Origin of the sequence: Kitasatospora sp. RG8 (assembly GCF_017813315.1) — a bacterium.
Classification (GTDB): Bacteria; Actinomycetota; Actinomycetes; order Streptomycetales; family Streptomycetaceae; genus Kitasatospora.
On sequence record NZ_JAGIYX010000038.1, the window covers coordinates 35,621 to 57,052 of the forward strand.

General features: G+C 71.1%; 20 protein-coding genes. 10 read left to right on the forward strand and 10 right to left on the reverse strand.

The annotated features are described in order from the left end of the window. Positions 1-44 precede the first annotated feature (44 nt). From J5Y04_RS36110 to J5Y04_RS36120, 3 genes are all read left to right on the forward strand, one after another. Entirely contained in the window at positions 45-1,334 is a 1,290-nt protein-coding gene (locus J5Y04_RS36110) for an MFS transporter (RefSeq protein WP_209416765.1), read from the forward strand. Between the two features lie 90 nt (positions 1,335-1,424). Continuing rightward, positions 1,425-2,099, forward strand: coding sequence for an alpha/beta fold hydrolase (locus tag J5Y04_RS36115; protein WP_209416766.1), 675 nt, complete (start codon positions 1,425-1,427; stop codon positions 2,097-2,099). Positions 2,100-2,141: 42 nt separating this feature from the next. Further along, positions 2,142-2,696: a Uma2 family endonuclease gene (locus tag J5Y04_RS36120; RefSeq protein ID WP_307853476.1), complete on the forward strand. Its 555-nt coding sequence runs from the start codon at positions 2,142-2,144 to the stop codon at positions 2,694-2,696. 27 nt (positions 2,697-2,723) lie between these two features. Here J5Y04_RS36120 and J5Y04_RS36125 read toward each other — a convergent pair whose 3' ends face one another. The 8 genes from J5Y04_RS36125 to J5Y04_RS36160 all read right to left on the reverse strand — a co-directional run bounded on the left by J5Y04_RS36125 (position 2,724) and on the right by J5Y04_RS36160 (position 13,176). Beyond that, positions 2,724-4,001, reverse strand: a complete 1,278-nt coding sequence (locus J5Y04_RS36125) for a thymidine phosphorylase (RefSeq protein WP_209416767.1) — start codon at positions 3,999-4,001, stop codon at positions 2,724-2,726. A gap of 128 nt (positions 4,002-4,129) precedes the next feature. Beyond that, positions 4,130-4,525, reverse strand: a complete 396-nt coding sequence (locus tag J5Y04_RS36130) for a cytidine deaminase (protein WP_209416768.1) — start codon at positions 4,523-4,525, stop codon at positions 4,130-4,132. After that, positions 4,522-5,787: an ABC transporter permease gene (locus J5Y04_RS36135; protein WP_209416769.1), complete on the reverse strand. Its 1,266-nt coding sequence runs from the start codon at positions 5,785-5,787 to the stop codon at positions 4,522-4,524. The genes J5Y04_RS36130 and J5Y04_RS36135 overlap by 4 nt, the downstream gene beginning before the upstream one ends. Further along, on the reverse strand, positions 5,784-6,947 hold the full coding sequence (locus J5Y04_RS36140; protein WP_209416770.1) for an ABC transporter permease: 1,164 nt from the start codon (positions 6,945-6,947) through the stop codon (positions 5,784-5,786). Before J5Y04_RS36140 ends, J5Y04_RS36135 begins: the two co-directional genes overlap by 4 nt. Positions 6,948-6,951: 4 nt before the next feature. Beyond that, complete coding sequence (locus J5Y04_RS36145; RefSeq protein ID WP_374106188.1) at positions 6,952-8,544, reverse strand: ABC transporter ATP-binding protein; 1,593 nt, start codon at positions 8,542-8,544, stop codon at positions 6,952-6,954. A 284-nt stretch (positions 8,545-8,828) separates the two neighbouring features. Continuing rightward, entirely contained in the window at positions 8,829-9,887 is a 1,059-nt protein-coding gene (locus J5Y04_RS36150) for a BMP family protein (protein ID WP_209416771.1), read from the reverse strand. A gap of 233 nt (positions 9,888-10,120) precedes the next feature. After that, positions 10,121-11,395, reverse strand: a complete 1,275-nt coding sequence (locus J5Y04_RS36155; RefSeq protein WP_209416772.1) for an amidohydrolase — start codon at positions 11,393-11,395, stop codon at positions 10,121-10,123. Between the two features lie 191 nt (positions 11,396-11,586). Continuing rightward, a complete protein-coding gene (locus J5Y04_RS36160; protein ID WP_209416773.1) occupies positions 11,587-13,176 on the reverse strand; it encodes a methylmalonyl-CoA mutase in 1,590 nt (529 codons plus the stop codon). Positions 13,177-13,311: 135 nt separating this feature from the next. Between J5Y04_RS36160 and J5Y04_RS36165 the strand changes: the two genes are divergently transcribed. The 3 genes from J5Y04_RS36165 (at position 13,312) to J5Y04_RS36175 (ending at position 16,550) form a co-directional block, all read left to right on the forward strand. Further along, a complete protein-coding gene (locus tag J5Y04_RS36165) occupies positions 13,312-14,052 on the forward strand; it encodes an SDR family oxidoreductase (RefSeq protein WP_209416774.1) in 741 nt (246 codons plus the stop codon). A gap of 68 nt (positions 14,053-14,120) precedes the next feature. After that, positions 14,121-15,770, forward strand: coding sequence for an alpha/beta hydrolase (locus tag J5Y04_RS36170; RefSeq protein WP_209416775.1), 1,650 nt, complete (start codon positions 14,121-14,123; stop codon positions 15,768-15,770). A gap of 342 nt (positions 15,771-16,112) precedes the next feature. Further along, positions 16,113-16,550, forward strand: coding sequence for a 2-oxo-4-hydroxy-4-carboxy-5-ureidoimidazoline decarboxylase (locus tag J5Y04_RS36175; RefSeq protein WP_374106189.1), 438 nt, complete (start codon positions 16,113-16,115; stop codon positions 16,548-16,550). A 7-nt stretch (positions 16,551-16,557) separates the two neighbouring features. Here J5Y04_RS36175 and J5Y04_RS36180 read toward each other — a convergent pair whose 3' ends face one another. Beyond that, on the reverse strand, positions 16,558-17,319 hold the full coding sequence (locus J5Y04_RS36180; RefSeq protein ID WP_209416776.1) for a hypothetical protein: 762 nt from the start codon (positions 17,317-17,319) through the stop codon (positions 16,558-16,560). A gap of 253 nt (positions 17,320-17,572) precedes the next feature. On the opposite strand from J5Y04_RS36180, the gene sdhC reads away from it, so the two are divergent. From sdhC to J5Y04_RS36200, 4 genes are read left to right on the forward strand one after another with little or no spacing between them, the layout of a single operon-like run. Next, complete coding sequence (gene sdhC, locus J5Y04_RS36185) at positions 17,573-17,953, forward strand: succinate dehydrogenase, cytochrome b556 subunit (protein WP_148644469.1); 381 nt, start codon at positions 17,573-17,575, stop codon at positions 17,951-17,953. A gap of 8 nt (positions 17,954-17,961) precedes the next feature. Beyond that, positions 17,962-18,453, forward strand: a complete 492-nt coding sequence (locus J5Y04_RS36190; RefSeq protein WP_209416777.1) for a succinate dehydrogenase hydrophobic membrane anchor subunit — start codon at positions 17,962-17,964, stop codon at positions 18,451-18,453. A 53-nt stretch (positions 18,454-18,506) separates the two neighbouring features. Then, positions 18,507-20,249: a succinate dehydrogenase flavoprotein subunit gene (sdhA, locus tag J5Y04_RS36195; protein WP_209416778.1), complete on the forward strand. Its 1,743-nt coding sequence runs from the start codon at positions 18,507-18,509 to the stop codon at positions 20,247-20,249. Next, entirely contained in the window at positions 20,249-21,022 is a 774-nt protein-coding gene (locus tag J5Y04_RS36200; RefSeq protein ID WP_209416779.1) for a succinate dehydrogenase iron-sulfur subunit, read from the forward strand. The genes sdhA and J5Y04_RS36200 overlap by 1 nt, the downstream gene beginning before the upstream one ends. 73 nt (positions 21,023-21,095) lie before the next feature. Here the strand turns inward: J5Y04_RS36200 and J5Y04_RS36205 are convergent, their stop codons facing one another. Next, entirely contained in the window at positions 21,096-21,353 is a 258-nt protein-coding gene (locus J5Y04_RS36205; RefSeq protein ID WP_209416780.1) for an SCO4848 family membrane protein, read from the reverse strand. Positions 21,354-21,432: the final 79 nt, after the last annotated feature.

Here is a 21,432-nt window from a genome sequence, read left to right on the forward strand (position 1 = left end):
CATGCATTGGACGCATCAGCTGGGGCGGGCCTAACGTCGACGTCATGCAGCCCTCCAGTACCGGGGCATCCGTGGCCACTCCGGATGCCCTCGCCCAGCCGTCCCTCCGCACCGCAACCGCGGACGACCGCCACCGCCCGGGGCAGCGCGCCTTCCGACGCGCCAACCTCGCCCTCTTCGCCGCCGGTGTCGCGACCTTCGTCCTGCTCTACTCGACCCAGGGCCTGCTGCCGGTCCTCTCGGCCGACCTCGACCTCACCCCCGGCCAGGCCAGCTGGACGGCGTCCGCCGCCACCCTCGGCCTCGCCCTCGCCCTACTCCCGGCCAGCGCGCTCTCCGACCGGTACGGGCGCACCGCGGTGATGACGGCCTCCACCCTGGCCGCCTCCACCCTCGCCCTCGCCCTGCCGTTCGCCCCGGACCTCACCACCCTGGTCGTCCTGCGCGTCCTCCAGGGCGCCGCCCTCGCCGGACTGCCCGCCACCGCGATGGCCTACCTCGCCGAGGAGGTCCACCCCAGCGCCCTCGCCTCCGCGATGGGCCTGTACGTGGCCGGCAACAGCATCGGCGGCATGGGTGGCCGGCTGCTCTCCGGCTGGGTCGCGGCCGGCTTCGGCTGGCGCTGGGGCCTGGCCGCCTCCGCCGCCCTCGCACTGCTCGCGGCGCTCGCCTTCCGGCTGCTGATCCCCGCCGCCCGCCACTTCACCCCGGCCCCGGTGGACGCCCGCGCCCTCGCCCGCACCGTCGGCCGGCACCTGCGCAACCCGCTGCTGGCCCGGCTGTACGCGCTCGGGCTGCTCTTCATGGCCGTGTTCGGCGCGGTCTACAACACCGTCGGCTACCGCCTGGTCTCCGCGCCGTTCCACCTGCCGGAGTCGGTCGCCGCCTCGATCTTCGTGGTCTACCTGGTCGGCACCGGCACCTCGGCCGCCGCCGGACGCCTCTCCGGCCGCCTCGGCCGCCGCGGCGCCCTCTACGTCGCCATCGGCGTGACCGCCGCCGGCCTGCTGCTCTCCCTCGCCGGCTCGCTGGTCTGCGCCCTGCTCGGCCTGGTCCTGATCACCGCCGGCTTCTTCGCCGGCCACGCCACCGCCTCCTCGGCCGTCGGCCGCACCGCCACCGAGGGCCGCGCCCAGGCCTCCGCGCTCTACCTGATCGCCTACTACCTGGGCAACAGCCTCGGCGGCACCGTCGGCGCCGACGCCTACCACTCCACCGGCTGGTCCGGCGCCGCCGCCGTCGGCCTCACCGCCATGACCCTCGCCGCCGCCGTCACCCTCTACGCCACCCGCCAGGCCCACACCGCCCGCCGCGGCGTCCGGGCCGCCCACTGACCGCACCTCACGGCGGATACCTGACGCAGGGTGTCAGGTATCCGCCATAGCGTTCCCCTCGTCCCGCCGGCCCGACCAGAGGAAAGCACCATGGCGACCTTCGTTCTCATCCCCGGCATGCTGCACGGCGCCTGGTGGTACCGGCCGCTCACCGACGGCCTGCGGGCCGCCGGGCACGAGGTGTACCCGCTGACGCTGACCGGGGTGAGCGAGCGCGGGCACCTGAACAACGCGGCGGTCAACCTGGACACGCACATCCAGGACGTGCTGGGGACGCTGGAGGCCGAGCAGCTCACCGACGTCGTACTGGTCGGGCACAGCTACGGAGGGATGGTCGCCTCCGGGGTGGCCGACCGGGCGCCGGAGCGGATCGGGGCGCTGGTCTACGCCGACGCCTTCGTCCCGCGTGACGGCGAGTCGGCCTACCAGATCGTCAACGAGGTCTGGAAGCAGCGCTACCTGGCCGGCGCCGCCGCGGGCGACGGCTCCACCGTGGTCGGCCTCAGCCCGTTCCTCGACCCGCGCGCCACCGTCCACCCGCTGGCCAGCCTGTTCCAGCCGGTCACCCTCACCGGTGCGGCCGACGCCGTCACCCGCCGCACCTACATCCACGCCGAGCGCTTCCCGGACACCCCGTTCCTGGAGACGGTCGCCCGCGTCCGCAACGACCCCGCCTGGACCGTCCACACCCTCCCCGTCGGCCACGACCTGGTCCGCGAGGCGCCGGACGAGTTCCTCAAGATCACCCTCGCCGCCGCCGGGTGACGAACGCCCCGGCTGTCGGCGGCCGCCGGTACGCTCCGGGCCGTGAGCATCGACCCTGCCGCGTACGCCCGGTTGCGCGAGATCGCGGACCGGCTTCCACAGGTACCGGGGATCGGGAAGGTCGAGATCGCCGACGGCGCGATCGTGGTGACGGCGTCGCCGGTCAAGCGGCACGAGCTCGCCGTCATCCGCATCGCCCGGCAGCTGAACGCCCAGCTCCCGCAGACGCATCCCGGCCACATCGCTCACGGTGGTGCCGACCTGGAGGACGCCGGGCTCGGCCGACTGCGGAATCCCGACCTGATGGTGTTCTCCGAGAAGGTCCTCGAAGGCGACCAGCCCGCGCTCCTGCCGCACGAGGTCCTGCTGGTCGTCGAGATCGTCTCGAAGTCCAATCCCGAGAACGACTACCGCAACAAGGTCCGCGACTACGCGGCCATGGGCATCCCGTTCTACCTGATCGTCGACCCCCGGACCGGCACCGGCATCGTGCACTCGGAGCCCGGCTACACCTCGCGCAAGGAGTTCGCCTTCGGCGACACCGTCACCGTCGGCCCGTGGACCCTCGACACCAGCGGTCTGCTCACGTACGCCTGATCAGGCGTACGTGAGCAGACGTGCGGCTCACGCAATACGGTCCAGCACGATCGGGTTCGGGGTGAACGGCGTGCCGGCCGGGGCGACCTCGATGCCGCCGGCGAGCGCCTCGACGGCGTAGTCGTAGCGCTCGGGGGTGTCGGTGTGCAGGGTCAGCAGGGGCTGGCCGGCCACCACGGTGTCGCCGGGCTTGGCGTGCATCTCGACGCCGGCGCCGGCCTGCACCGGGTCCTCCTTGCGGGCGCGGCCCGCGCCGAGGCGCCAGGCGCAGACGCCGACGGCGTACGCGTCCAGCGTGGTGAGGACGCCCGAGGCCGGGGCGGTGATGACGTGCTGCTCGCGGGCGACGGGCAGCGGGGCGTCGACGTCGCCGCCCTGGGCGGCGATCATGCGGCGCCAGTGGTCCATCGCGGAGCCGTCGCGCAGCGCGTCGGCCGGGTCCTTGCCGTGCACGCCGGCCGCGGCGAGCATCTCGCGGGCCAGCGCGATGGTCAGCTCGACGACGTCGGCGGGGCCGCCGCCGGCCAGCACCTCGACCGACTCGCGGACCTCCAGCGCGTTGCCCGCGGTGAGGCCGAGCGGGGTGGACATGTCGGTGAGCAGGGCGACGGTGTTGACGCCGGCCGAGGTGCCGAGGCCGACCATGGTGCGGGCCAGCTCACGGGCGTCGTCGAGGTTCTTCATGAAGGCGCCGGAGCCGACCTTGACGTCCAGCACCAGGGCGCCGGTGCCCTCGGCGATCTTCTTGGACATGATCGAGGAGGCGATCAGCGGGATCGCCTCGACGGTGCCGGTGACGTCGCGCAGGGCGTACAGCTTCTTGTCGGCGGGGGCGAGGCCGTCGCCGGCCGCACAGATCACCGCGCCGGCGTCGCGCAGCACCTGGAGCATCTCCTCGTTGGAGAGCAGGGCGCGCCAGCCGGGGATGGACTCCAGCTTGTCGAGGGTCCCGCCGGTGTGGCCGAGGCCGCGGCCGGAGAGCTGCGGGACGGCGGCGCCGCAGGCGGCGACCAGCGGGGCGAGCGGCAGGGTGATCTTGTCGCCGACACCGCCGGTGGAGTGCTTGTCGCTGGTCGGCTGCGCCAGCGAGGAGAAGTCCATCCGGACGCCGGAGCGGATCATCGCGTCGGTCCAGCGGCTGATCTCCCGCAGGTTCATGCCGTTGAGCAGGATGGCCATGGCGAGGGCGGACATCTGCTCGTCGGCGACGTCGCCGCGGGTGTAGGCGTCGATGACCCAGTCGATCTGAGCGTCGCTCAGCTCTCCGCGGTCGCGCTTGGTCCTGATGACGGAGATGGCGTCCATGGCTGCTCCATTGCTACCGGAGGGGTTCGAAAGCTGTGATTCGAAAGGCTGTGAAAAGCGAAGAGTGTCGCGAGGTGGCCGGATTGCGGCCCACTCGCGACACTCTACGCGCGTAACAAAGGCAAAGACTAGAGCCGCTCCGGCCCGAACGCGTCGGGCAGGACGTCACTCATCGGCTTCACGCCGGACGGCAGCTCGATCAGCATTTCCGGACCGCCGTGCTCGTACAGCAGCTGGCGGCAACGACCGCACGGCATCAGCAGCCGACCGTCCCCGTCCACACAGGTGAACGCGGTCAGCCGGCCGCCGCCGCTCGCGTACAGCGCGGAGACCAGGCCGCACTCGGCGCAGAGGCCGAGCCCGTACGAGGCGTTCTCCACGTTGCAGCCGGTGACCAGCCGCCCGTCGTCCACCAGCGCCGCCGCGCCGACCGGGAACTTGCTGTACGGGGCGTAGGCGTGGCCCATCGCCTCGCGCGCGGCCGCGCGCAGCGCCTCCCAGTCGACCACCGGGGCGGGCGTCACTTGCCCTCGCCCTTGCGGTAGATCTGGCCGTCGGCCTTCGGCGGACGCAGCCGCTGCGAGGCCAGCGAGAGCACCACCAGGGTGATCACGTACGGCGTGGCGACGATCAGCGGACGCTGCACCTCGTCGGTGGTCGCGTACCAGGCGAACAGGCCGCCGGAGACCACGAAGGTGATCACCGCGCTGGTCATCTTGCGGCGGTAGACGTGCCAGAGCGCCAGCAGGAACATCGCGATCGCGACCGTCAGGATCAGCACGTGCACCGACTCCGGGTCACGGAGCTGGAGGCTGTCGGTGAAGCCGAACAGGCCGGCGCCCATGGCGAGGCCGCCCGGCAGCCAGTTGCCGAAGATCATCGCCGCGAGGCCGATGAAGCCCCGGCCGAGGGTCTGGCCGTCCTTGTAGAAGTGCGCGGCGACCAGCGAGAGGTACGCACCGCCGAGGCCCGCGAAGGCACCGGAAGCGACGACCGCGTAGTACTTGTACTTGTAGACGTTGACGCCCAGCGACTCGGCCGCGGTCGGGTTCTCGCCGCAGGAGCGCAGGCGCAGGCCGAACACCGTGCGCCAGAGGATGAAGTAGGTGGCCACGATCAGCGCACCGGCCAGCGGCACCACCACGGAGATGTTGGTGACCAGGCCGCCGAGCACGCCCGCGACGTCCGACACCAGGAACCAGTGGTTGGTCTCGATGTCCTTCAGCCACGAGGAGAGGCCGGGGATGGTGATGTACGGCAGCGGATCGGCCGGCGGGGACTGGTTCGCACCGGCGCCGACGGAGATGTAGTCCTTGTAGTAGATCCGGTTGACGTACGCACAGATGCCGGGGATCAGCAGGTTGATGCCGACGCCGGAGACGATGTGGTCGACGCCGAAGGTGACGGTGATGACGGCGTGCAGCAGGCCGCCGAGCGCGCCGCCGAGCATGCCGGCCAGCAGACCGACCCACGGGTTGTACAGGTAACCGGCCCAGGCGCCGCAGAAGGTGCCGGCGACCATCATGCCTTCGAGGCCGATGTTGACCACGCCGGCCCGCTCGGACCAGAGACCGCCCAGACCGGCCATGCCGATCGGCACGGCGGCGCTCAGCGCGGCGGTGACCTGACCGGAGGAGGTCAGCGAGTGGTTGCCGGTGGCCATGCCCACGGCGGAGAAGAGGACCAGGGCGCCGGCGATCAGCAGCAGCACCACGGGCCAGGACATCTTGCGCTTCTTGGCGGGGGCGCCCGGCGCCTTCGCACGGGCAGCGGTGGCGGTACTCATGCCGACACCTCCTTCTTCTCGTTGGCGGCGGCCTGGGCGGCGAGTTCGGCGCCGACCTTCTGCTGCTGGCGCTTGAGGCCGTAACGACGCACCAGCTCGTACGCGACGACGACGCAGATGACGATGGTGCCCTGCATGACCGGGACGATCTCCTGCGGGAACCCGCCCTGGTTCGGCAGCAGCGCGCCGGTGGTGTCCAGGAAGGAGAAGAGCAGCGCCGAGAACGCCATGCCGATCGGGCTGTTGCGGCCCAGCAGCGCGACCGAGATGCCCAGGAAGCCGAGGCCGGGCTGGAAGCTCTGGCCGAAGTAGTACGAGTTCTGCAGCAGCTCGGGCAGGCCGATCAGACCGGCCAGCGCACCGGAGACCAGCATCGAGATGACGATCATGCGCTTGACGTTCACGCCGGACGCGGTGGCCGCGGACTCCGAGCGGCCGGTGGCCCGCAGGTCGAAGCCGAAGCGGGTGCGGGTCAGGGTGAACTGGAACGCCACGCCGACCAGGATCGCGATGAAGAGGAAGCCGTAGAGCGGGCCGCCGTTGGTGTCCAGCGCGAAGAAGTGGCTGGACTGCGAGACCGGGGCGGTCTGGATCGCGTTGGTGGTGCCGCCCTTCTCCGGCGCGAAGATGCCGGGGACGAGCAGCAGACCGACGATGGCGATCGCGATCGCGTTCAGCATGATGGTCGAGATGACCTCGCTGACGCCGCGGAAGACCTTCAGCAGACCGGCGATGCTCGCGTACAGGCCGCCGACCAGCATGGCGGTGATCAGCAGCAGCGGGATCTGGATGAACGACGGCAGGTCGAGCCGGCTGCCGACGTACGCCGCGAACAGCGCCGCGACCTTGTACTGGCCCTCGACACCGATGTTGAAGAGGTTCATCCGGAAGCCGAACGCGGCGGCCGCGGCGGCCAGGTAGTACGTGGTGGCCCGGTTCAGGATCAGCACCTGGCCGTCGGCCTTGGTGCCGAACGTGACCATCACGTCCCAGGCGTCGAACGGGTTCTTGCCCGAGGTCGCCAGCAGGACCGAGCAGATCGCCACCGACAGCACGACGGCGAGCACCGGCGCCGCGAGGGCGAGCACGATCTTCTCGACGCTGAACCGCTGCGCCAGCGAGCTCTTGGCCGCGGGGGCGGCGGGGTTGGGACTGGTCATGTGGCTACTCCCCCGCCTGCGGGTCGGCGGTGTCGGTGGGGGTCTCGGACGGGGCGTCGTCCCCTGCGGCGGCCTCGGTGCCCTCGGCCTGGGTCGCGTGGAACTCCTCCACGGCGTCCGCCTCGGACTCGATGTGGCCGCGGGCCGCACCGGTCATGGCGGTACCCAGGTCCTCGGCGGTGACCGTGGCCGGGTCGGCGTCGGCGACCAGACGGCCGCGGTAGATCACCCGGATGGTGTCGGAGAGGCCGATCAGCTCGTCCAGGTCGGCGGAGATCAGCAGCACCGCGAGGCCGGCCCGCTGGGCGGTGCGGATGTGCTCCCAGATCTGCGCCTGCGCGCCGACGTCCACACCGCGGGTGGGGTGGGCGGCGATCAGCAGCTTGGGCCGGTGGCTCATCTCGCGGCCGATGATCAGCTTCTGCTGGTTGCCGCCGGAGAGGGAGGCCGCGGTGACCTCGATGCCGGGGGTGCGGACGTCGTACTCGTCGACGATCCGCTGGGTGTCCCTGCGGGCGGCGGCCGGGTCGAGCAGCACGCCCCTGGAGTTCGGGCTCTCGGTGACGTGGCCGAGGATCCGGTTCTCCCAGAGCGGGGCCTCCAGCAGCAGGCCGTGCCGGTGGCGGTCCTCGGGGATGTACCCGATGCCGGCCTCGCGGCGGGAGCGGGTGAGCGAGCCGGAGAGGTCCTTGCCGTCCAGGGTGACCGTCCCGCCGTCCAGCGGGAGCATGCCCATGATGGCCTCGACCAGTTCGGCCTGGCCGTTGCCCTCGACGCCGGCGATGCCGAGGATCTCGCCCTTGTGGATGCGCAGCGAGATGTCGTCCAGCACCACGCGCTCGATGCCCTCGGCGTCGGTCTTGGCGATCCGCAGGCCCTGGACGTCGAGCATCTCGTTGGTGGTGACGGTCGACTCGCGGCTCTCCGGGGAGGGCAGCTCGGCGCCGACCATCAGCTCGGCGAGCTGGCGCGCCGTGACGGTGCGCGGGTCGGCGTCGCCGACCGTGGTGCCGCGCCGGATGACGCTGATCGCGTCCGCCACCGCCAGCACCTCGTGCAGCTTGTGCGAGATGAAGATGACGGTGACGCCCTCGGCCTTGAGCTCGCGCAGGTTGTCGAAGAGCGCGTCGACCTCCTGCGGGACGAGCACCGCGGTGGGCTCGTCGAGGATGAGGATCTTGGCGCCGCGGTAGAGCACCTTGAGGATCTCGACCCGCTGGCGGTCGGCCACGCCGAGGTCCTCGAGCAGGGCGTCCGGGCGCACGCCCAGCCCGTACTGGTCGGAGATCTCCTTGATCTTCGCCTTGGCCTTGGCGCCGATGCCGTAGAGCTTCTCGCCGCCGAGGACGACGTTCTCCCAGACGGTCAGGTTGTCGGCGAGCATGAAGTGCTGGTGCACCATGCCGATGCCGCGCGCGATGGCCTCGCCCGGGGTGTTGAACTCGCACAGCTCGCCGTTGATGGCGATGGTGCCCTCGTCCGGCTTCTGCATGCCGTAGAGGATCTTCATCAGCGTCGACTTGCCGGCGCCGTTCTCACCCATGAGGGCGTGCACGGTGCCGGTGCGGACGGTGAGGTTGATGTCGTGGTTGGCCACGACGCCGGGGAAGCGCTTGGTGATGCCGCGCAGTTCGACGGCCGGTGTCGCCGTCCCCGCGCTGGGGGTACCGCCCTTGCTGAGGGCGGGGTCGGATGCGGTGATGGCGATCTCCTGGTGGTCTGGAGGCGCGTCGTTGCGCTGGAGGGCCAAGAAAAAACGATGAGGTACAGGAGGGGCCCGGGGGTGCGCACTGAGCGCACCCTGCCGGGCCCCTCCCTGATGCCGTGTCAATCATTGCGCTGCCGGGCAGGTGGCAGCGGCAGCGACGTCCCGCCGCGTCCTTACTTGGACGGGTCGGTGGGGACGGTGGTGGCGCCGCTCTTGATGGCGGTGGCGGCGTCGTTGAGCTTGCCCTGGATGTCGTCGATCTTGCCGCCGGTGGTGGCGAGCGAGACGCCGTCGGCCTTCAGGTCGAAGTTCTTCACGCCGGTGAAGGGGGAGCCCTTCTTGGCGGACTCGATGTAGGCGTAGACGGCCTTGTCGACGTTCTTCACCATCGAGGTGAGGATGCTGTTCTTGTACTTCGCCAGGGCCGGCTGGGCGGCCTGGTCGGAGTCGACGCCGATGGCCAGCTTGCCGGCGTTGGCGACGGCCTCGATGGAGCCGTTGCCGGAGGAGCCGGCCGCGGAGTAGATGACGTCCGCGCCCTTGTCCAGCTGGCCCTGCGCGGCCTCCTTGCCCTTGTCGGGCGAGTTGAAGCCGGAGAAGTCCGGGGGCGTGGTGAGGTAGGTGGTCTCGATCGCGATGTCCGGGGTGACGGACTTCGCGCCGGCCTTGTAGCCCGCCTCGAACTTCTTGATCAGCTCGGACTGCACGCCGCCGATGAAGCCGATGTGCTTGGTCTTGCTCTTCAGGGCGGCGGCCACGCCGGCCAGGTACGAGCCCTCCTGCTCCGAGAACGTCAGCGAGGTGACGTTGCTCGGCTGGGTGTCGGAGGCCGAGTCGATGATCGCGAACTTGGTGTTCGGGTTCTCCTTGGCGACCTTCTCGACCGCGGCCTGGTACACGAAGCCGACCGCGATGATCGGGTTGTACCCGGAGGTGACCAGGTTCTTGAGACGGGTCTCCTTGTCGGCCTCGGCCTCGCCGGTCTTGGCGTCGGCCTCGGTGACGGAGACGCCGAGGTCGGCCTTGGCCTTGTCGAGGCCACGGGCGGCGGAGTCGTTGAACGACTGGTCGCCACGGCCGCCGATGTCGTAGGCCATGCCGACCTTCAGGCCGCCCTCGGAGGAGCCCGAGGAAGCGTTGGTGTCGTTGCTCTTTGCGCCGCAAGCGGCGAGCGAGGCAATGCCCAGGGAACCCGAGAGCACAACCGCGGCGAGCTTAGTTGAACGGCGCAAGGGAATATCTCCTTCTCACACGCACCCGATTAGCGTGGTCGGACGCCACCGTAACGCGCGTAGAACACGGTTGTGTTACGGGCCGCCGGAGCATTCGGGTTGTTATCAAACCGTGGTCTGACAACCATCCCGGCTCTCCTCTCCCCTGGCGGACGGTGGCTGGAACTGGCTCGGCCCAGTTTACGTAACCGGACATAAAGCCTGAATTCACGCAAACCGGACCGCCGCGAGCCCTACGCCCCGTCCACCTGCCGCCCGTCGGGCCCCCCGTCCAGCGCCAGCGTCGCGAACAGCTCCACGCCGATCCCGATCGCCCGCTCGTCCACGTCGAAACGGCCCTGGTGCAGGTCGCGCACGGTGGTGTCGCCGGGGGCGCGGACGCCCAGCCGGGCCAGCGCACCCGGGGCGTGCTCCAGGTACCAGGAGAAGTCCTCGCCGCCGAGGCTCTGCTCGGTGTCCTCCACCACCTGGCGGCCGTCCTGGCCGAACCGGGCCGTCATGGCGGCCTCCAGCAGACCCACCGAGACCGCCTCGTTGACCACCGGCGGCACCCCGCGGTGGTAGTCGAGCGTCCACTTCGCCCGGTAGGTCTCGGCCAGCTTGGCGATCAGCTCGTGCAGCTGGTCCGGCGCCTCGCGCCAGCCGGCCAGGTCCAGGCAGCGGACGGTGCCCTCCAGCTCGGCGTGCTGCGGGATCACGTTGGGCGCTGAGCCGGAGGCGATCCGGCCCCAGACCAGGCTGACGCCCCAGCGCGGGTCCATCCGGCGGCCCAGTGCGGCCGGCAGGTCGGCGGCCATCCGGGCGATCGCCGTCACCAGGTCGGTGGTCAGGTGCGGGCGGGCGGTGTGGCCGCCCGGGCCGTCCAGGTGCAGCACCAGCCGGTCGCAGGCCGAGGTGATCGCCCCGGTGCGCAGCCCGATCCGCCCGGCCTCCACCTTGGGGTCGCAGTGCACCGCGAAGATCCGGCCGACGCCGTCCATCCCGCCGGCGTTGATCACGTCCAGCGCCCCGCCCGGCATGACCTCCTCGGCCGGCTGGAAGACCAGCCGGACGGGCCGGCGCAGCTCGCCGGTGCGGGCGGCCTCCGCCAGCACCAGGGCGGTACCCAGCACCACGGAGGTGTGCACGTCGTGGCCGCAGGCGTGGGCCCGGCCGGGGACGGTCGAGCGGTACGGGACGTCCGTCTTGGCGTCGTCGATCGGCAGCGCGTCGATGTCGGCGCGGAACGCCAGGAACTCGGCGCCGCGCGGGGTCCCGTCCGGGACGATGTCGACGGTCATCCCGGTGCCGCCGGGCAGCACCCGGGGGGCCAGGCCCGCCGCCGCCAGCCGGTCGCGCAGCAGGCCGGTGGTGCGGAACTCCTGGCGTCCCAGCTCCGGGTGCCGGTGCAGGTCGCGGCGGAAGGCGATCAGCTCCGGCTCCAGCGCCCTGACCCGGCCGCGCAGGTCTGCGGAGGGGCGGGCAGCGGTGAGCGTGACGGCCGACTGGGCGGACTCAGGACGGTTCATCTCAACAAGAGTAGGCCTGTTGGGGGGATTTGGCCCGACTTCCCCGAAAGTAGTCCCCGGATGGGCGCATACCGGCCGAGCAGGTGGGTATGACATCTCGTTTTAGCCGCCTTCCCCGGGTTGCGTGTCCTGTGCAACGACCGCCCGCGCCGGCGGTCACGGCCCCCGTGCCGCGGCGGTGTGACGATCCTTCAGAACCGCTCGTCCGGCGTGTACGTCCCCCACACCTCGCGCAGCGCGTCGCAGACCTCGCCGAGCGTGGCCCGGGCGGCCAGCGCCTCCTTCATCGGGTACAGCACGTTGTCCCGTCCCCCGGCCGCGCGGCGCAGCGCGCCGAGCGAGCGGGCGACCGCCGAGGAGTCCCGCCCGGCCCGCAACCGGGCCAGCCGCCCGGCCTGCTGCTCCTCGATCGCGGGGTCCACCCGCAGCGGCTGGTACGGCTCCTCGGCGTCCAGCCGGAAGCGGTTGACGCCGACCACCGTCCGCTCGCCCGAGTCGGTCTCCTGCTGGACGCGGTAGGCCGTGCGCTCGATCTCGGCCTTCTGGTAGCCGGCCTCGATCGCGGCCACCGCGCCGCCCAGCTCCTCGACCCGGGCCATCAGGGCGAGGGCGGCGGCCTCCACCTCGTCGGTCAGCGACTCGACCACGTACGAGCCCGCGAAGGGGTCGACGGTGGCGGTGACGTCGGTCTCGTGGGCGAGTACCTGCTGGGTGCGCAGCGCCAGCCGGGCGGACTTCTCGGTGGGCAGCGCGATCGCCTCGTCGAAGCCGTTGGTGTGCAGCGACTGGGTGCCGCCGAGCACCGCCGCCAGCGCCTGGACCGCGACCCGGACGAGGTTGACCTCGGGCTGCTGCGCCGTCAGCTGCACCCCAGCGGTCTGGGTGTGGAAGCGGAGCATCTGCGAGCGCGGGTTCTGCGCGCCGAACTCCTCGCGCATGACGCGGGCCCAGATCCGGCGGGCGGCACGGAACTTGGCCACCTCCTCCAGCAGGGTGGTGCGGGCGACGAAGAAGAAGGAGAGCCGGGGCGCGAAGTCGTCGACCGCCATGCCGGCCGCGACGGCGGTGCGCACGTACGCGATGCCGTTGGCGAGGGTGAAGGCGATCTCCTGCGCGGGGCCCGCCCCGGCCTCGGCCATGTGGTAGCCCGAGATCGAGATGGTGTTCCAGCGGGGGATCTCGGCCCGGCAGTACCGGAACACGTCCGCGGCCAGCCGCAGCGAGGGCTTCGGCGGGAAGATGTAGGTGCCGCGGGCGATGTACTCCTTCAGCACGTCGTTCTGCACGGTGCCGGTCAGCCGGTCCGGTGCGACGCCCTGGGCCTCGCCGACCAGCTGGTACAGGAGCAGCAGCAGGCCGGCGGGCGCGTTGATGGTCATCGAGGTGGAGACCTCGCCCAGCGGGATGCCGTCGAACAGGACGCCCATGTCCTCGACGCTGTCGATCGCCACCCCGACCTTGCCGACCTCGCCGGCCGCGATCCGGGCGTCCGAGTCGTAGCCCATCTGGGTGGGCAGGTCGAAGGCGACCGAGAGGCCGGTGCCGCCCCCGGCGATCAGCTGGCGGTAGCGGGCGTTGGACTCGGCGGCGGTGCCGAAGCCGGCGTACTGGCGCATCGTCCACGGCCGGCCGGTGTACATCGTCGGGTGGACGCCCCGGGTGTACGGGTACTCCCCCGGGTTTCCGAGGCGTTCCCGCGGATCCCAGCCGGCCAGGTCCCCGGGGCCGTAGAGCGGTGCGAACGGGAAGCCCGACTCGGTGCGGCGCGGCTCGGCTGCCATGGTGTCCTCCGCGGGGTCGGCGGGACGGTGCACTCGTCCCTTCGAATCTAGGCGGTGACGGGCGGCGCCGACACCGTTGAGATGATCGGGTGAGCGACCGAATCGCTTCCGACCCCACGCTTCCGAGGAGTGGCAATGACCGAACAGAAGGTGGCCGTGGTCACCGGTGCGAGCAGCGGGATCGGCGCCGCGACCGCCCGCCGGCTCGCCGCCGAGGGCTTCGACGTGGTGCTGACCGCCCGCCGGACCGACCGGATCGAGGCCCTGGCCAAGGAGACCGGCGGCCGTGCCTACACCCTGGACGTCACCGACCGGGCGGCCGTGGACGCCTTCGCGGCCGCGATCGGCCGGGTGGACGTGCTGGTCAACAACGCCGGCGGGGCGATCGGCGCCGAGTCGGTGGAGGCCGGCGACCCGGCCGACTGGCTGGCGATGTACGAGGTCAACGTGCTCGGCGTGCTGCACATGACGCAGGCCATGCTGCCGGCGCTGCGGGCGAGCGGCGACGGCACCGTCCTCGTCCTCTCCTCCACCGCCGCGCTGGCCGCCTACGAGGGCGGCGGCGGCTACGTGGCGGCCAAGCACGCGGCGCACACCATCGCGGCGACGCTGCGGCTGGAGCTGTGCGGCGAGCCGATCCGGGTGATCGAGATCGCGCCCGGCATGGTGAAGTCCGAGGGCTTCGCGGTGACCCGGTTCCGGGGTGACGAGGACAAGGCGGCGGCCGTGTACGCGGGCGTCGCCGAGCCGCTGACCTCGGAGGACGTCGCGGACACCGTCGCCTGGGCGGTCACCCGGCCCCCGCACGTCAACATCGACCTGCTGGTGGTCCGCCCGCGCGCCCAGGCCGCCAACCACAAGGTGCACCGGGCCTGACGCGGGACGGGCGGGCAGCCCGGGGGGTAGTGATCGGACGTGTCACCCCAGAGTGGTACATACGTGCGATGAAATCTCTCCGGGCCTCCCGCCCGCGGGTTCTGCTGACCGCACTCGCGGCCGGCACCCTGCTCCTCAGCTCCGCCTGCAACGACAGCACCAAGCCCGCCCAGGACCAGGCCGCCGGGGCCCCCTCCACGGCCGCCGCCACCCCGACGGCGACCCCGACCCCGACGCCGAAGCCCACCGGGGCGGACGACCCGGCGCTCAAGCCCTTCTACGGCCAGCAGATCGCCTGGGCCGCCTGCCCCGCCGACCCCCAGGCCGAGCAGGCCAAGATCGACATATCCGGGATGCTCTGCGGCAAGCTGCACGTCCCGCTCGACTACACCCACCCCGCCGCCGACGCCCTCGACCTCGCGATGATCAAGCTGCCGGCCGCCAAGCCGGACCAGAAGGTCGGCTCGCTGATGGTCAACCCGGGCGGCCCGGGCGCCTCGGGCATCGAGATGGTCAAGTACGGCGCCAAGGACTTCGACGGCGGCCTGCACAACCGCTTCGACGTGATCGGCTTCGACCCCCGCGGCACCGGCGACAGCTCGCCGGTCGTCTGCTTCGACGACAAGCAGAAGGACGCCCGCAACGAGGCCGACGACCCGCTCGACCCGGCGGTCCGCAAGGCCGAGCACGTCAAGAACGCCACCGAGCACGCCGCGGCCTGCCAGGCCAAGTCCGGCAAGCTGCTGCCCTTCGTCGGCACCCGCAACACCGCCCGGGACCTGGACGTGCTGCGCGCGGCCGTCGGCGACAAGAAGCTGAACTACCTCGGCGTCTCCTACGGCACCTACCTCGGCGCGGTCTACGCCGAGGAGTTCCCGAAGAACGCCGGCCGGCTCATCCTGGACGGCGCCGTCGACCCCGCCCAGGACCAGCTGGACCACGGCATCGACCAGCAGGTCGGCTTCGAGAAGTCCTTCGAGCGCTTCGCCGCCGACTGCGTGCAGAACCACGCCGCCGAGTGCCCGCTCGGCAAGGACCCGGCCAAGGCCGCCAAGAAGGCCGCCGACTTCCTCGACGGCCTGCACGACCACCCGATGACCGCCAAGGACGGCCGAAAGCTCGGCCGGGACCTCGCCTGGACCGGCACCACCCAGCTGCTGTACGGCGACGAGAAGACGACCTGGCAGTACCTGCGCAACGCGCTCGGCTGGGCCATGGTCGGCAACAAGCCCGACCCCCTGCTGGCGTTCGCGGACGAGTACAACGGCCGTGACGCGAAGGGCCACTACAACGCGATGGAGGAGGCGAACGGCGCGATCAGGTGCGCCGACAACGCCGCCCCGGCCCCGACCCCCGAGAAGGCCCAGCAGGCCGTGGCCAGGCTCCAGGCCGAGGCCCCGCTGTTCTCCAAGGGCGTCACGGTGGACGACTACAGCGAGCCGGGCTGCGCGTACTGGCCGTTCAAGACCCCGGAGAAGGCGCACACGATCCGCGCCGAGGGCGCCGACCCGATCCTGGTCGTCGGCTCCACCGGCGACCCGGCCACCCCGTACGCCTCCGCCGAGGCGCTGGCCAAGGGCTTCGCCGCCGCCACCCTGCTGACCCGGGTGGGCGAGGGCCACGGCGCGTTCGGCAAGGGGAACACCTGCATCGACTCCGCACTGGAGGCCTACCTGGTCGACGGCAAGCTGCCGGCGGCCGGGACGCGTTGTTCCTGAGATGCCGGCGTTATTAGCAGATGAGGATGGGGAGGGCGCTGACACCGAGGTGTCAACGTCACAACTTGATAGCTCGATCGGATGAATTCCGCGTGCGCCCTCCCCAACTGATGACTGCTCAACTACCGTTGAGTCACTGCCCGGCGGGCGCTGGACGCCGCCCCGCAGTCCGATACTTCACCTGCTCCACCTCCCCTTTCACCGGCACCTTCCCGCCCTCACGAGGAGGACCCGCTGGCCAGCGACATCCCGCCGCAGCGGCTCGATCCCAGCTCCGAGCCGACCCTCCTCGGACTGCACCGCTTCAACGAGGCCGACGCCGGCGCCGCCGAGGAGGCCCTCCTGGCCTGCTGCGGCAGCCACCGCTGGGCCCTGCGCCTCACCGCACACCGGCCCTACCCCGACATAGAGTCCCTGCTGGCCGCCGCCAGCGAGGCCTCCTACGACCTGCGCCCGGCGGACCTCGCCGAGGCACTGGCGGACGAGAGCTGGATGCCGCAGCCGCTCCTCGGCATGCGCGCCCCCGGCAGCCAGGCCGCGCACACCGCGCTGCGGGCGGCCCACGCCGCGTACGAGGCGCGCTTCGGGCACGTCTTCGTGGTCTGCCTGGAGGGCGTCGCCCCCGAGGAGATGCTCGACACCGTGCTCACCTCCATCCGCACCCGGCTGGCCAACGACCCGGACGAGGAGCGACTGATCGCCTCGGACGAACTGCGCCGGATCGCCCTGACCCGGCTGGAGCACCTGGTCGCGACCCACTCGGAGGCCGGCGCGCGCTGAACCCGCCTCACCTCTTCGCCTGCGCGGCGCGGAGCTTCGCCACCTGCTGCCGGACGATCCGCTCGTCCGGCGCCGTGGCCGGCTCCGCGCCGACGCCCACCGTGCTGAAGACCGCCAGTGCCGGGCCGACCCGGACCAGGACCGCACGCTGGGAGAGCACCACCGAACCCGATTCATTCGTCAGGGTGAACCCGGTCACCGCGTCGGCTCCCCCTGGCGTGGGCGTGTCGTCCCGGCTCAACCGGTGCCTGGTCCGCACGCCCTTCCGCGCCTTGTCCACCGGCGGCGGCGCGGTGGAGGTGAACGAGGCGCACGGGCCGAACAGCTTCTCCAGCTCCGCCTGGAGCTGCGCCGCCCGCCCGGTGCGGTAGCCGAGCAGCCCCCCGTACACACCGCCCTGCGGGTCGGCCGCGCGCGCCACCCCCAGGTCGGTCTCGGCGTACGGGGCCCCCGGCCCGGGCGAGGCCGAGGCGGCGCCCGGCGGAGCGGCCGGGGCCACCGCGTCCAGCAGCGGCTGGCAGGCCGGCAGGTCGGAGACCTCCCGCGCACCGCCCGACCCGGTCTCGCCGTGCCCCGGCGTCATCACCGTCACCGTGTAGCCGGGCCCCAGGTCCGCGTCGGCCACCGCGGCCGCCCGCAGCTCGGCGGCGGACAGCTCGCGCCCCGGCCCGGCCTGGTCGGCGGAGCCGCCGACCGTGGTGCAGCCCGCCGCGAGCAGCAGGGCGCAGACGACGACGGGGGCGGACGGGCGGGGCTGGCGGAGCGGCACGGCGGCCTCGGCAGGGTGTCGGCGCGGGAGGGGCCGCCACCGTAGCGCAACCGGACGGTCACCCTGGGTCCCCGAACGGGGCGGAGTTCCCGCCCGACTAGGCCAGTCGTGCCTGATTGATCACACCTCGGGCCCCCGGAGGCGGTTACCGAGACGGCGTCGATAGGATGCTCGCGGCCGGTGGACCGTACCCGGCCGGGCTGACCGACACCGAAGCCGGCCGAGCCCCCAATCGCTTCCGGAGGGTTTTTCCGTGCCGGCTGGAACGTTGTACCGCGGCCGGGAAGGCATGTGGAGCTGGGTGGCTCATCGAGTCACCGGCGTCCTCATCTTCTTCTTCCTGTTCGCTCATGTCCTGGACACCGCGCTGGTGCGAGTGTCGCCCGAGGCGTACGACTCCGTCATTCAGACGTACAAGACGCCACTGGTGAACCTGATGGAGTACGGCCTGGTGGCCGCCATCCTGTTCCACGCTCTCAACGGCCTGCGGGTCGTCGCCGTCGACTTCTGGTCGAAGGGCCCGAAGTACCAGAAGCAGATGCTCTGGACCGTGGTCGGGGTGTGGGTCGTCCTGCTGGCCGGCTCCTTCTACAACATCCTCGAACACACCCTGCTCACCTGGTTCGGGAAGTGATCTGAGACATGTCCACGGAAATCTCCGACGCCCTGGTGGTCCCCTCCGCCCAGGCGCACACCGGCAAGGGTCTCGGCACCGGCAACCCGGCGGACGAGTTCGTCATCGAGCCGGCCCGCCAGCGGACCAAGAAGACCCCGCGCCGCACTCGCACCAACTTCGAGATGCTGGCCTGGCTCTTCATGCGCCTGTCCGGCATCGTCCTCGTGGTGCTGATCCTCGGCCACCTGCTGATCATGCTGGTGCTCGACGGCGGCGTCTCGAAGATCGGCTTCGCCTTCGTGGCCGGCCGCTGGGCCTCGCCGTTCTGGCAGGGCTGGGACCTCCTGATGCTCTGGCTCGCCATGCTGCACGGCGCCAACGGCATGCGGACGGTCATCAACGACTACGCCGAGAAGGACTCCACCCGGCTCTGGCTGAAGGGCCTCATGGGCGCCGCCACGGTCTTCACCGTGCTGCTCGGCACCCTGGTGATCTTCACCTTCGACCCCAACATCTGACGACTCAGCATTTAATCGGCAATCGGCAGAGGCCAGAGGCGAGTTAACCCCCCATGCAGATTCACCAGTACGACACCGTCATCGTCGGCGCCGGCGGCGCCGGCATGCGCGCGGCCATCGAGTCGACCCAGCGCAGCCGCACCGCGGTGCTGACCAAGCTCTACCCCACCCGGTCCCACACCGGCGCGGCCCAGGGCGGCATGTGCGCCGCCCTCGCCAACGTCGAGGAGGACAACTGGGAGTGGCACACCTTCGACACGGTCAAGGGTGGTGACTACCTGGTCGACCAGGACGCCGCCGAGATCATGTGCAAGGAGGCCATCGACGCCGTCCTCGACCTGGAGAAGATGGGCCTGCCCTTCTCCCGCACCGAGCAGGGCCGGATCGACCAGCGCCGCTTCGGCGGCCACTCCCGCAACCACGGCGAGGCCCCGGTCCGCCGTTCCTGCTACGCGGCCGACCGCACCGGTCACATGATCCTCCAGACGCTGTTCCAGAACTGCGTCAAGCACGGTGTCGAGTTCTTCAACGAGTTCTACGTCCTCGACCTGCTGATCAACGAGGGCAAGACGGCCGGCGTCGTCGCCTACGAGCTGGCCACCGGCGAGATCCACGTCTTCCAGGCCAAGTCGGTCGTGTTCGCCTCCGGCGGCACCGGCAAGTTCTTCAAGGTCTCCTCCAACGCCCACACCCTCACCGGTGACGGCCAGGCCCTGGTCTACCGCCGGGGCCTGCCGCTGGAGGACATGGAGTTCTTCCAGTTCCACCCGACGGGCATCTGGCGCATGGGCATCCTGCTCACCGAGGGCGCCCGCGGCGAGGGCGGCATCCTGCGCAACAAGGACGGCGAGCGCTTCATGGAGCGCTACGCCCCCGTCATGAAGGACCTCGCGTCCCGTGACGTCTGCTCCCGCGCGATCTACACCGAGATCCGCGAAGGCCGCGGCTGCGGTCCGGACGGCGACCACGTCTACCTGGACCTCACCCACCTGCCGCCGGAGCAGCTGGACGCCAAGCTCCCGGACATCACCGAGTTCGCGCGCACCTACCTCGGCATCGAGCCCTACACGGACCCGATCCCGATCCAGCCCACCGCGCACTACGCCATGGGCGGCATCCCGACCAACGTCGAGGGTGAGGTCCTGCGCAACAACACCGACATCGTCCCGGGCCTGTACGCGGCCGGCGAGGTCGCCTGCGTGTCCGTGCACGGCGCCAACCGCCTGGGCACCAACTCGCTGCTGGACATCAACGTCTTCGGCAAGCGGGCCGGCATCGCCGCCGCCGACTACGCGCAGACGGTGGACTTCACCGAGCTGCCCGAGAACCCGGCCGAGAAGGTGCAGGCGCTGGTCGACGGCCTGCGCGAGTCCACCGGCACCGAGTCCGTGGCGCAGATCCGCAAGGAGCTGCAGGAGACCATGGACACCAACGCCATGGTCTACCGCACCGGCGCCACGCTGAAGCAGGCGGTCGAGGACATCGCCGCGCTGCGTGAGCGGTACAAGAACGTCGCCATCCAGGACAAGGGCTTCCGTTACAACACGGACCTGCTGGAGGCCGTCGAGCTGGGCAACCTGCTCGACCTGGCCGAGGTGCTGGCGGTCTCCGCGCTGGCCCGCGAGGAGTCGCGCGGCGGCCACTACCGCGAGGACTTCCCGACCCGTGACGACGTGAAGTTCATGCAGCACACCATGGCGTACCAGGAGGTTGCCGAGGACGGCACCACCTCCATCCGCCTCGACTACAAGCCGGTCGTCACGACCCGCTACCAGCCGATGGAGCGTAAGTACTGATGAGCACTCCGACTGTGGAGAAGCACTCGGCCGCTCTGGACGCGGCCGAGGCGGGCGGTGTCGAGCTGATCACCGTCACCTTCCGGATCCGCCGGTTCAACCCGGAGGAGCACCCGGACCCGGTGTGGGTCGACTACCAGCTGACCCTGGACCCGAAGGAGCGCGTCCTGGACGCGCTCAACAAGATCAAGTGGGAGCAGGACGGCACCCTCACCTACCGCCGTTCCTGCGCGCACGGCATCTGCGGCTCCGACGCGATGCGGATCAACGGCCGCAACCGGCTGGCGTGCAAGACCCTGATCAAGGACGTCAACCCGGAGAAGCCGATCACGATCGAGGCCATCAAGGGCCTCACGGTCCTCAAGGACCTGGTCGTGGACATGGACCCGTTCTTCCAGGCGTACAAGGACGTCATGCCGTTCCTCATCACCAAGGGGAACGACCCGACGCGTGAGCGCCTGCAGTCCGCCGAGGACCGCGAGCGCTTCGACGACACCACCAAGTGCATCCTGTGCGCCGCGTGCACGTCGTCCTGCCCGGTCTTCTGGAACGACGGCCAGTACTTCGGCCCGGCCGCGATCGTCAACGCGCACCGCTTCATCTTCGACTCGCGCGACGAGGGTGCCGAGCAGCGGCTGGAGATCCTCAACGACCGTGAGGGCGTCTGGCGCTGCCGGACCACCTTCAACTGCTCCGAGGCCTGCCCGCGTGGCATCGAGGTCACCAAGGCGATCCAGGAAGTGAAGCGGGCGCTGGTCACCCGCCGCTTCTGATCCACCGCCGAACACCGAGGGCCCGTCCGATCCTGTGATCGGACGGGCCCTCGGTCGTTCCCGGCGGCCGGCGTCAGCCGGCGGCCGGCTCGCGGCGGGTTGCGCGCAGGCCGCGGACACCGACGGCACCGACGGCGACGCCGAGGACGAAGGAGGTCACGGCGAGCAGGAGGTGGATCCAGAAGAAGGCGGTGGGCTGGGAGTGGTCGCCGTTGGTGAAGGCCTGGCCGCCGGAGTCCTTCCAGAGGTTCTTGACGAAGGTGGTCCAGATGATCATGGACCAGACGCCGAAGGCGGTCAGGAACCAGGAGGTGCGGCGGCTGAGCTTCATGGGGGTCCTCAACGGGCGGTGGCGTGAAGAAGGTGTGCCCTCCCAGTATGCGCAGGCGTCCGTTCGGCGTACGGTGACC